Source organism: uncultured Microbacterium sp. (assembly GCF_963521695.1).
Taxonomy (GTDB): Bacteria; Actinomycetota; Actinomycetes; order Actinomycetales; family Microbacteriaceae; genus Microbacterium.
This window is the reverse complement of sequence record NZ_CAUQWC010000094.1, coordinates 1-11,643: the sequence shown is the minus strand read 5'-3', so window position 1 is coordinate 11,643 and position 11,643 is coordinate 1. Positions and strand designations below refer to the sequence as shown.

General features: G+C 72.3%; 9 protein-coding genes. All 9 read right to left on the bottom strand.

Annotated features, from left to right (window positions below; all coding sequences use genetic code 11):
- Window positions 1–71: 71 nt before the first annotated feature.
- The 9 genes from pdxH to RWP81_RS08780 all read right to left on the bottom strand — a co-directional run bounded on the left by pdxH (window position 72) and on the right by RWP81_RS08780 (window position 11,284).
- Complete coding sequence (gene pdxH, locus RWP81_RS08820) at window positions 72–719, bottom strand: pyridoxamine 5'-phosphate oxidase (protein ID WP_314454982.1); 648 nt, start codon at window positions 717–719, stop codon at window positions 72–74.
- A 100-nt stretch (window positions 720–819) separates the two neighbouring features.
- The gene (locus RWP81_RS08815; protein WP_314454979.1) at window positions 820–1,044 is read right to left on the bottom strand and encodes a hypothetical protein; all 225 of its coding nucleotides are present in this window, start codon (window positions 1,042–1,044) and stop codon (window positions 820–822) included.
- A 103-nt stretch (window positions 1,045–1,147) separates the two neighbouring features.
- On the bottom strand, window positions 1,148–1,942 hold the full coding sequence (locus tag RWP81_RS08810) for a hypothetical protein (RefSeq protein WP_314454976.1): 795 nt from the start codon (window positions 1,940–1,942) through the stop codon (window positions 1,148–1,150).
- Complete coding sequence (locus RWP81_RS08805) at window positions 1,939–2,841, bottom strand: ATP-binding cassette domain-containing protein (protein ID WP_314454974.1); 903 nt, start codon at window positions 2,839–2,841, stop codon at window positions 1,939–1,941. The genes RWP81_RS08810 and RWP81_RS08805 overlap by 4 nt, the downstream gene beginning before the upstream one ends.
- Before the next feature lie 37 nt (window positions 2,842–2,878).
- Window positions 2,879–5,020: a peptidase domain-containing ABC transporter gene (locus RWP81_RS08800; RefSeq protein WP_314454971.1), complete on the bottom strand. Its 2,142-nt coding sequence runs from the start codon at window positions 5,018–5,020 to the stop codon at window positions 2,879–2,881.
- Complete coding sequence (locus RWP81_RS08795) at window positions 5,017–7,749, bottom strand: DUF4135 domain-containing protein (protein ID WP_314454969.1); 2,733 nt, start codon at window positions 7,747–7,749, stop codon at window positions 5,017–5,019. Before RWP81_RS08795 ends, RWP81_RS08800 begins: the two co-directional genes overlap by 4 nt.
- A 67-nt stretch (window positions 7,750–7,816) precedes the next feature.
- Window positions 7,817–8,014: a class II lanthipeptide, LchA2/BrtA2 family gene (locus RWP81_RS08790; protein WP_243501602.1), complete on the bottom strand. Its 198-nt coding sequence runs from the start codon at window positions 8,012–8,014 to the stop codon at window positions 7,817–7,819.
- Window positions 8,011–11,040, bottom strand: coding sequence for a type 2 lanthipeptide synthetase LanM family protein (locus RWP81_RS08785; protein ID WP_314454965.1), 3,030 nt, complete (start codon window positions 11,038–11,040; stop codon window positions 8,011–8,013). Before RWP81_RS08785 ends, RWP81_RS08790 begins: the two co-directional genes overlap by 4 nt.
- A gap of 61 nt (window positions 11,041–11,101) precedes the next feature.
- A complete protein-coding gene (locus RWP81_RS08780; RefSeq protein ID WP_314454962.1) occupies window positions 11,102–11,284 on the bottom strand; it encodes a plantaricin C family lantibiotic in 183 nt (60 codons plus the stop codon).
- Between the last annotated feature and the right edge of the window lie 359 nt (window positions 11,285–11,643).

The following is an 11,643-nucleotide window of genomic DNA, read 5'->3' as shown; positions in this document are numbered from 1 at the left end:
GGCGCCCTCCGCTCCACGCGGAGGAACGCGTCAGGGCCGCGGCGCCCTCCGCTCCTCGCGGCGAGACGGGGTCACGGCTGCCGCCGGACCGCCGTCCACTCCCCCGCGGCATCCGGTCGCGTGAACACGATCCGGTCGTGCAGGCGCGACGGACGCCCCTGCCAGAACTCGATCTCGCGCGCCTCCACCCGGTATCCACCCCAGTGCGGCGGCCGCGGCACAGGCTCGTCGTCGGGGAACCGGGCGCTGACCTCGGCCATCTGCTCCTCGAGGGCGGCTCGGGATGCCACGGACTCCGACTGGTGGCTCGCCCACGCCGACAGTTGCGAACCGCGCGGACGGGAGGCGAAGTACGCGTCATCCCGCTCCGCCGGCAGGGGCGTCGCCGTGCCGAGCACGATGACCTGGCGCTGCAGCGCGTACCAGGGGAAGAGGATCGACACCGCCGGGTTCGCAGCCAGCGCCCGGCCCTTGCGCGACAGCCGATTGGTGAAGAACCACAGCGCCCCGTCGTCGTCGACTCCGCGCAGCAGCACCGTGTGCGCAGTCGGCCGGGCTTCGGCATCCACCGTCGACACGACCATCGCGTTCGGCTCCGGCAGGTCGGCCGCGTCGTCGAGCCAGCGCCGCAGAAGAGCGAGAGGGGATGCCGAGAGCGCACCGTCGACGAGCTCGTCGAGCGTGTAGTCGAGGCGGTGGGCGAGGGGGTTCTCGGTCATCGCGCGATCCTTACGAAGCGTGGGCGGGGAGCCCCATCGTACGGTCGCGGAGACGCCCGAGGGCCGTGCCGGCGTCGTGCCGGGCACGGCCCTCGGGGGATCAGCGCGTCGCGGGACCGGGGGACGCGTCGGCCCTCGCAGAGGTGCCGGCTCGACGCCACAGCCACCACGCGTACACGGCGAGTGCCGCGCCGATCAGCACCGCGACGATCTGCAGATTCGGCACGAACCCGGGCACCAGCGGAGCCACGAACAGGCCCAGCACGACAGCCACGACAGCACAGACGCCGACGACGATCGCCTCGACGCTCTTCCACTTGTTCACGATCTCTCCTTCTGCTCGGTGAGTGTTCTCACGGTAGACGGCCGATCCGGCGGCCGATTCGGCCGATCGGCCAGACGTGCGATGGACCTTCGGCGAACCCCGCTCACGTGAGCTCGTAGCGCTGCGCGCGCACCGCGCCAGCCGCCACGAACACCGCCGCGTAGGCGAGCAGGACGAGCGCTCCGACGAGCGCCGACGGCGGCTCGGCCCCGGATGCCAGCGTCATCAGTGTTCCGCCGATGGCCGCGTCGTGCGCCGCACCGGGGAAGAACGCCACCGCGTCGGGCACGCCGGACGACGCCGCCAGAACCCGGGCCACGGGCTCCACCACCTGCGTCACCACCACCACGCCGACGATCGCGACGACGGGGGATCCGACGAGGGCGCCCAGCCCCACGCCGAGCGCACTCCACAGCGCGAAGACGGGGATGACGGGCAGCAGATCCGCGACGGCCGCCGCGAAGGCGTCGCCGGGGAGCGAGCCGGTCGCCTGGAAGGCCAGGACACCGCTGAGCGCACCGGCGACCGCTGTCACCGCACCGGCGACGGCTCCGAAGGCTGCGGCGACGATGAGCTTCGAGAGGTAGACCCGCAGGCGACGGGGCTCGCCGAGCAGGGTCAGCGCCAGGGTGCGGCGCGCGAGGTCGCTCGAGTACATCAGCACGCCCATCCCCAGCGGGACGATGTAGCCCAGGGCGCCGATGATGTTCAACGCGACCAGCACCTCCGTCGAGGTGGCGAAGGTCAGCGGCGACAGAGGGGCGGCTCGGGCGATGACGACCAGTCCCGCGGGGGCGGCAAGCGACACCACGGCCAGCGCCACCAGCAGGATCCACCAGAGGTGAACGGTCGTGAGCTTGCGCTGCTCAACGCGCAGCGACGTGGCGAACGCGGTCATTGCGCCACCGCCGTCGTCGTCGCGGTCTGCACCATGAAGGCCGACTCGAGGTCGGCGGCTGTCACCGACGCCTCCCCCCGGTCGATACCGCGATTGCGCAGCACGCCCTCCAGCACCTCCGCGCGCTCGCCCACCCAGAACCGGCCATCGGGCAGGGGGCGCAGGTCGAATCGTTCCCGGAGCAGATTGCGCACGGCATCCTCCCTCTCCCCCGTCGCCAGCGTCAGGACGGACGCCCCGCGGAGGAGGTCTTCGCGCGTGCCGGCGAAGACGGTGCGGGCGCGGTGCATCAGTACGACGTCCTGAACCACCCGGTCCACCTCGGCGAGGTGGTGGCTCGACACCAGCACGGCCACGCCCGACTGGGCCAGGGCGCTGAGCGTCTGACGCAGCCAGGTGATACCGATGGGGTCCAGCCCGTTCGCGGGCTCGTCGAGCACGAGCACCCGCGGGCGGCCCAGCAGGGCGGCGGCGAGCGCCAGACGCTGACGCATCCCGAGGGAGTACTGCTTCACGGCCCGGTGGGCGTCATCCGAGATCCCCACGGTCTCGAGAGCGGTATCGACATCGGCGTACGAAGCGCCGGCGTACGGCGCGAGCATGCGGAGGTGATCACGACCGGATCGCGCGGGTGAGAACGCCGTGTTCTCGAGCGCTGCGCCGATGGTGCGGGCGGGATCCCGCAGCCGCGCATAGGGCGTGCCCTCGATGAGCGCCGTACCCGAGGTCGGCCGCATCAGTCCGAGGAGCATCTTGAGGGTGGTCGACTTCCCCGACCCGTTGGGTCCGAGAAGCCCCAGCACGCGTCCGGGGACCAGCGAGAAGCTCATGTCGGTGACGGCGTCTCGACGACCGAATCTCTTGGACAGGCCCTCAGCCACCACGATGGGTGTCGTCATCTTCTTCCTCCTTCTGTGCGTTCGGCGGCGGTGGTTCTCATGCGCGCACCTCCAACTGGGCCTGCACGAGATCCCGGTACGTGCCCTCGCACGCGATGAGTTCGTCGTGAGTGCCCTGCTGGACGATCCGGCCCTCGTCGACGACGATGACGCGGTCCGCCCGCGCGATCGTCGAAAGGCGGTGGGCGATGATGATCTGGGTGCACTCCAGCGCTTCGAGGGCCTCGACGATCCGGCTTTCGGTGATCGTGTCGAGGGCGCTCGTCGCCTCGTCGAGGACGAGCAGGCGGGGCGAGCGGACCAGGGCCCGAGCCAGCGCCACCCTCTGCTTCTGACCGCCCGACAGTCCTCCGCCGAGATCGCCGACGTGGGTGTGATACCCGAGCGGCATCGCCTCGACGGTCGGCCCGAGGGCTGCCGCGTGCGCGGCGCGGACGACCTCGTCCATACGCGGATCCTCGTTGCCGAAGTCGATGTTCTTGGCCACCGACCGGCTGCTCAGCCGGACGTCCTGCGGCACCCACGCGAGGATCCGCTGCAGCGACTCGGGCGAGACCTCGCTGAGCGCTCGACCGCCGATCCGCACCTCTCCGGCGGACGCCGCGTGCAGGCCCACGAGCATCTGCGCCAGCGTCGTCTTGCCCGAACCCGTCGGGCCGACGACGGCCACGCGCTCCCCGGGCTCGACGCGGAACGAGACGCCCCGCAGGGCCTCTGTCGCGGCGCCGGGGTACGCGAAGGAGGCGTCGACGAACTCCACCGATCCGTCCAGGTCCGCGTGCTCGTCACCGAAGACGGTGTCGTCGGGCTGCTCGAGGATGTCGGCGAGCCGCTCGACGTAGACCCCCATCTGGGCGACCTGCATGGCCGACGTGCTGAGGGACTGCACGGCGCCCAGGGCCGTGGCGGTGAGCGCCTGAAGGGCGACCGCGGCGCCCAGGCCGACGACGCCGGTATCGGCGAGGGAGACACCCACCGCGAGGACGGCGAAGGGTCCGAACACCTGGATGGTCGACGTGGCCGTCGAGATGGCTCCCTGCAAGCGCATCCGCTGCGCGAGCAGCGCGATGGCCCGACCGAAGTGGCCGCGCCACTCGGCGAAGAACGACCCCGACACCCCGGCGACGCGCAGCACGTCGATGGCGCCGACGGCCTCGATCTGCATGCCCGTCGCCACACCGTTCGCGGAGATCTCCTCGTCGGTGATGCGGCGCGACGCCTTCGCGCCCATCACGGTGAGGCCGGCCATGACGACGATGAGCGCGAGCACCACGACGCCGAGGGTCGGTTCCCGCACGAAGGCGAACACGGTCACGATGACAAGCGCCCCGACGTCGAGCAGCGCGCTGGTGAGCTGTCCCGACAGCAGGTCGCGGATGCCGGCGAGACTCGTCAGCCGGTACATCAGCTCGCCGTTGCTGCGCGCGGCGAAGAACGCGTAGGGCAGGCGCAGCAGCTTCCCGAACGTGGTCGACCCGAGGGCGAGCCCGATGCGCGCGACGACGGTGGAGGCGATGAGGCTGCGGGCGAGCGACAGCAGCAAGTACAGCACCGCCGCCGCGGCGACGCCGACGAAGATCGGCGCCAGGGCGTTCGGCTCCGACGAGGCGCTGGCGAGATCGACCACCTGCTCGGTCGCCAGAGGCAGGGCGATCATCAGCAGGTACGACAGCAGCGACAGGGCCAGCACTGCGGCGAAGGGCCGCCGGGCGCCGAGGCACATCCCCCACAGCGTCTTCCAGATGCCGCTCGGACGCCCGGGCGCGGCGACGAAATCGGGGCCGGGTGTTGCCTCGACGACGATTCCGGAGTAGTGCTCCGCGACCTCGGCATCCGACAGGGTGGAGCGGCCGCCCGCGGGGTCGACGATCGTCCAGGATCCGCGGTGGATGCGCTCCACCACGACCATGTGCTGGGCGTCCCAGTACGCGATGGCCGGCAGGGTGACGGCGGGCACGGCGTGCTGCGCCGCACGATAGACGCGCGTCTGCATCCCCCGACTGCGCAGAGCCGAGGCGACGCCCGCCAGCGTCAGTCCGTCGCGACCGATGACCACGTCCTGGCGCAGGCTCGCGATCTGGCGGGGCGCACCGTAGGCGCTCAGGACCATCGCCGCGCAGCACAGGCCGCACTCCGTCATGAGGAACTGGCGCACGGGGCGGACGCGGACGCGGCTCATGCGATCACATCCAGCATCCGGGGCGCCGAAGCGCCGGCGAGGACGGATTCGGCCAGGAACCACCCCGATGACCCGAGCAGGAAGCCTTCGTGCTGCGGGGCGCACCCCAGCCCCGAGGTCCACGCGCCGTCGCGGACGGCCGCGCGCCCGGTCTCGGCGGCATCCTGGGCCACCTCCGACAGCCACGCGTCGTCGAGACGGCGCGAGAGCAGGTGCAGGGTGAGCGCCTCTCCTCCGACGCCGTGGCACAGGCTGAGGTCGACCGCCTCGGATGCCGGGCGGGGACCGGTCAGCGTGGTGCGCGCATGGTCCACGATGGCCGGCGAGCGGGGGTCGATGCCCACCTCGACCGCCGCATCGACGACCGCGGCGAGGATGCCGGGATACCCGCGGCACCAGGATCGCGCTCCCTCAGCGGTGCGCAGCTCGGGAGCGGACGCGTCGAACGCATGGCACAGCTCCTCCACCACGCGGTGGATCCGGTCGTCGCCGCCGATGAGGCGGTGCGCCGCGGTCAGCGCCGAGATGCGTCCGGCGAGCCCGTGGGCGAGCCCCGGCACCGACGGGTCGGCGAGCGCCGAGCCCGTGGCATCCAAGAATCCGTGCACGGCCACCCGGGCGCGCTCGGGGTCGAGGTCGGTGAGCGGGTACCGCGCGAGGGCGGCGAGGTAGCCCCCGAAACCGCCGAGGTAGTCGAAGTCGTCCAGCGACGCGGTGGGCAGCCGGTCGAGGTGACGGGCCGACAGCACGCCGCCGTCGACGTCGATCCCGCTGCGGCGCAGTTCGGCCCGCGTCACCTCCTCGGCGACGAACCCGATGAACGGCGACAGCAGCAGCGGTGCCGCGTCGTCGTCGGGCGGGTCGTGCCGCACGGCTCCGGTGGCCGCTTCGGCGAGGAGGGCGGGATCGATTCCGGGATGATGCGAGGCGGCCACGAGCGCTCCGCCGCCCTCGAAGAAGGCCAGGGTGAGCGGAGCCAGGCGCAAGCCCGCGCCCACGGTGATGGCGGTGAGCCAGGTGCGCCCGTCGGCTCCGCGCACGTGATGCGCGGGGTCGGGCAGTGGAGTCGAGGGGAACGGCACGGTCTGTCCGGCGGCGCGCAGCGGGGCCCGCCACACGTCGTCGGTCGAAGTCTCGAGCGAGAGGCGCAGGTCGCGTTCGTCATTCGAGCCGCCGCCCGCGGCGAAGGTCGTCAGGTGCGCCGTCGCCGACTCCACGACGGAGGGAGCCTCCTGGATGCCGCGCGGCCCGTCCGGATGCCAGCAGACCAGGTCGGCACCCCGGTTGCGGTCCACCTGCTCGAAGTACGGGACGTCGAGGTTGCACATCGCATCCGCCTCAGCGTCGACGAGCGTCTCCTGCTCGGTCGCCGAGAGGGGCAGCTGACTGCGCCCGAGCTTGTGGAACAGCCCTCGACGCGCATCGGTGGACGCGAGGTAGACGGGGTGGGTGGACGCCTCGATGAACCGTGCGTACACGCGCGTCGGTCGGGGCACGATCCGCACGCGCAGGGGCTGCTCGATGGCGACCGCGTCGACGATCCGGTCGATCGAGTCGACGACGATCTCTCGCATCCGCGCGTAGCCCCGGGCGAGCGCGCCCGCGTGCAGGCGGGGGTCGATGGTCGCGCCCTCGGGGTCGCGGAGGCGGTGGCCGCTGTCCATCGTGCCGTCGGCGGTTGCGAATCCGATGGCGTCGGTGCCGACGCCCGTGACGACGAACGACGAGTAGGTGATGGCATCCGTTCGCTCCACCGAGCCGAGGGCGGACACGTCGATGTCGAGCGAGCCGCCGACGAAGCGACCGGGCACGAGAAGGGTACGGAAGACGCTCTCCTCCAGGCGTTGCGCCAGGGCCTCGCGGGCGGTGGCGTCGGTGCCGGCGGCGCGGGGCAGGCCGGTGAAGGTCTCGACGTCGACGACCATGGGACCGTCGGCGGTGGGGATGATGTTCTCGGTGTGCAGGTCGGTCGACCCGAGGGCCGTGGCGAGGGCGGTGGTCGCACCGAAGCGCGCGAGGTAGCGCTCGGCGTCGCCGGCATCGAACACATCGGCCCGCTCGACGAAGGTGTGCCAGCTCGACGAGCCGTCGTCGGCCAGCACCTCGGGGACGAGAGGTCCGAGCAGGTCGCGCGAGGGGTCGACGATGTCGCGCACCCGCGCGAGCACCCTGCTCGAGAGCGCGGGGGCCGGCTTGTAGACCAGGCGACGATCGCCCCACTGCACCATCAGGACGCTGCGGCCGCCGCGGTGCAGGTCTCCGCCGACGTGCGCGATCTCGGTGAGATCGCCCGGCGAGCGTCCGACGATCAGCGCCGCCGACGCCGCGGCGCTATCGAGGCACTCCTCCAGCGCCCGCTCGTGCTGCGCGACGATGAGCTCGCGCAGGCGTGCGAGCTCGGGGTAGGAGTCGAGGATCGCGCGGCGCAGCTCCGGGTCGTCGAGGCGCTCCGCGTGGTCGGCGTACGACCGCCCGTCGCTGTCCTGGGCGTCGACGAAGTGCGTGATCAGCGCGCGGATGCTGACGCCGTCGAGCGCGTGGGCGAGATCGCCCAGGTGGCGCGCCACGATCGCCGAGGGCGAGAGTCCGGGCAGGTCTGCGCGTCGATCGTCGAGGAGCCGCAGCACACGCTCGCCCGATCGCCGGAGGAGTCCCGCGTGGAACCGCTCGAAACGCCCGGCGAGGGGGTGCAGCGCTGCGTCGATGTCGATGGCGTACGTCGTGAGCATGGAGCGGTCCTTTCTGGGGAAGTGGGAGGGGACCTCCGCCGCCGTGGGCGGCGGAGGCCCGAGGGTCTCAGCCCTGGGTGCAGCGGGTCGTGCACGCCCCGGTCGGACAGAAGCCCGGCAACGCGGCCGTCGCGGCGATCGTCAGGCCGGCGACGGCGCAGGGAGCCGTCGTCGTTCCGGCCGAGACGTCCTGAGCGTTCTCCGAGAGCAGGACGAGGTCGTCCTCCGCGATGAAGCCGGTGCGGTTGTGCGTGTTGGTGGTCATGTTGTGCCTTCCTTCTCTTCGTGGGTGTGCATGGGTTCCGCCTTCTCGTCGAGAAGGGGTCTGTGGAGTCCGAGGACGCTGGGGAGGAGGTCCGGGCGCTGCGCGCGCATGAGCGACCACGCGGTGCCGGCGGAGCCGATCATCAGGGACGACACGAAGCCGTACCGGTTGCGTCTGCCCGCACGGGCGCGGACGAAGGCCGACGCCGCTCCCGCGGCGAGACCGGGAGTGAGGCGCGCCACGAGGCGCCCGTCGGCGACGAGGTCGGGGGCCACGGTGCCGACGTAGGCGAGCACGTCGATGGTGCCCGCGTCGCCGTGGCAGAGGGTGGGGTTGTTGCCGAGCCCCTCGGCGAGCACGCCCCTCGACAGCTCGACCAGCTGCGCCGACGAGACGAGGTCCGCATCGATCGCGTGCGCTTCGGCGGCCGCGAGCAGCATGCCGGTCGATCCGTGACACCACGCGTGGCCCGCCGTGCGGTCGTCGGCGGCGAAGGTGCGCGGCCAGCCGGTCTCCCGGCGTGTGCTCATCACACGACGCAGCAGATGCGAGCCGGCCGCGGCGAGGCCGGAGTCGTCCAGGTGCGCTCCCGCGCGGAGCAGGACCGACGCGGCACCGACCGCGCCGTGCGCGTAGCCGGTGTAGGCGGTATCGGCGTCGAAGAGCGGCGACTGCGCGCGGACACGGCGGGCGATGGCTTCCACTGTCTCGGTTCCGGTGCCGTCGTCGACGGCCAGCGCGGCGGCGAGCGCGCCGACCGTGCCGCTGACGAGGTCCCACGACTGGTCCGGACCACCGACTCCCCGCCCGAGCACCCGAAGGAGCGCCGCGCGATCGAGGGCGAAGGAATCGGGCCCGAGGAGCGTGTGACCCACCGACAGCGCGTAGGCGGTGCTGCCGGCGCCGGTGAGCCCTCCGACGGCGAAGGGGAGCTCGTCGATCACTCCGTCGGCGAACTGGCGCGCGATCGGGTCGAGGACCGAGAGGGCGACGTCGGCGTAGCGTTCGTCGCCGAACACGGCGGCTCCTGCTGCGAGGGCCAACGCGACGCCGGGCGCTCCTCCGTAGAGGTCGTACCCGAGCGTGCCGGGCGACCACTGCGCCTGGTCGGGCACGGTCACCTGCGGATCGATCCACGTCGAGGGGAAGCGCGGAGCCGTTCCGCGCACGACCGAGGCGACCAGATCGTCCAGGATGCCGCGCGCCACCGCAGACGCTTCGTCGTCGTCGGCGCCGGGCGACGGGGACTCGGGCCACGCCGTGACGTCGTCGTCGGTGCTGAGCGAGGAGACGAAGGCCAGGTCGATGGCACGGTTCTGCGCGTCGAGCTCGGCGACGAGGGCGGAGATGCCGTCACGGGCGTTGTCGATGGGCGAGCGTTCGATCAGCGCGGGGAACGTGCGGCCGTCCGAGTCGGTCAGCAGCGTCGAGTCCGCGCGAAGCGTGAAGTGGGGGATGTCGCCGTGGGCGAGTTGCGCGGCCTCCGACGCCTGCAGCGCGGGATCGGCGGCGTCTCCGCGGCGGAGGACGACCCGAGACATCACGGCGGCCCGCAGGTGGCGGTCGCTCCACGCCTGCGGGTGGTGCGCCAGGGTCAGGATCTGGCGGTACAGCGCGGACGCCGCCGGCACGTGCCGGACGCGTACGCCCGAGAAGGCGCGCGCGACGACGTCGGCGAGGTCGTCGGCCCGCTGGGCGAGGGCGAGCACCGTCGCCCGGTAGCCCGCGCGCACGGCGTCGCGCTGCTCGGCGGCGTCGAGGACGCTGAAGGTATCGGCCGGCGCGTCCCCCGAGACCTCGGTGCGGGCGAGCACCGTGTGCACGTCGAGGGAATGGGCGTCGCGGATGACGACGCTGCGGAAGGGACTCAGCTGTCCCCCGCGGAAGCCGAGGACACCGATGTCGAGCCCGGGGTCGTCGTTCGCTCCGCCGATGACCGTCGGCAGGATGCCGATCCCGAGCACCGACTGAGAGATCGTGCGGCCCGCGATATCGGATGCAGCCCCGTCGGCGTAGTCGGGGAGGTGCCGGGCCACCGGGGTGAGCAGCGTCTCGCCGTCGATGACGACCGGCCCCTCGGGGCCCATGACGATGTTCTCGAAGTGCATGTCGTTGGCGCGCAGGGCCTGCAGGATCGCCAGCAGCGACCCGACATCGCGCAGGTAGGACCGCGCGCGGGTGCGCGGGAGGTCGCCGATACGGTCGATGAACTCCGCGTAGCCGTAGCCGCCGCGGTCGAGGGTGCGCACCGAGGGGAGGGTGATGCCGGTCTCGCGACCCACCCACTGCAGCACGGCGACGAACGCACTGTCGCCGGCGAGCGATCGCGGCTTGTAGACCGCCCGCGCGCCGTCATCGAACTCGAGCACCGTGACGACGCGTCCGGAGCCGTGCGTGTCGCCGGCTCCCACACGCAGGGAACTCAGCCGCGCACGGTCCGACCCGCCCGTCAGTGCGGCGAGTGCGACACGGTCGTCTTCGACGCGGTCCAGCATCTCGCGGAGGGCCCGGACGGATGCCGCAAGGGCGGCCCGCGTCGCGGCGAGCGCGTGGGCGTGGTCGGTGAAGAGGCGCTCGCGTCCGGCGCCGGTCACCCAGTCGATGAACGGACCGAATCCCGCGGGTGCGTCGTGCGGTGCGTCCTGCGCGGCCCGGAAGTCGTCGACGAGGTGCACCACGACGCGCCCGAACGCATCAGCCGCGCGTTCGCGCAGGTGCGTTCGCAGGTGTTCGGGTGCCCGGCCGTCGGTATCCATCACCGGATGCGACAGCATCTCGGCCGACTCCGGACCGGCGAGGGCGCGGGCGACGGCATCCACGAGGTCGACGAGTCCCGCCGTCGGTCCGAGCGCCCGCAACGCGTCGACCACGGCGGTCTGCTCGGCGTTCGTCAGAGATCGGGGCGCCGGAGCACTCAGCAGGTCGGCGACCACCGTCGCCGCCGCAGCCCGCTCGGGCTCGTCGGCAGCCGACAAGACGTTCTCCAGCGACCGTTCGACGCGGTCCAAGGTCTCTACGGGACTCATTCGTTCGCCTTTCCGACGGGGCGCGTGGCGGCGCTGGCCACCACGCGCCGGGGCCGTCGTGTCAGTTGCAGTTGTTCTGGCACTCGACCGTCGCGGTGCAGACCTGACCGTTGTTTCCGGCGACCCAGCTGACGCCGTAACAGGTGAGCGAGGTGATGGTGGTGGTCCATCCCTGCCCGGCCGAGGTGAAGGCCTGGTCCTGCTCGGCGATCTCTTCGAGGAGGGAGACGTTGCGCTCTGTCATCGTTGGAACCCTTCGTTACGGTGAGCGCCGCCCGCGACCCCGGCGGTCGTCGATGTCCGGCGCATCAGGAACGTTTCCACCGGGACCCACGGCGTCGACACCGACGATCGGCCACACCCGGTTGGCCCTTCGTCGGCCTCTGAGGGGGCCGTACGGAGACGCGCGTCGGTTGCGGACAGGGTGCGCGGGGCCAGGTGCGCTCCGGTGGCGTCGGCGGCCGGGACGGGTGGATGCCGAACCGGTAGCCCCCGCGCGAGCCGCGGTCGGCCGACCCGGTCACCCCCACGCGAGCCGCGGGCGAAACGGACCGCCCTGCGGGCCCCGCGAAACCCGGCTCAGCCCAGCGGGATCCGCAGGGT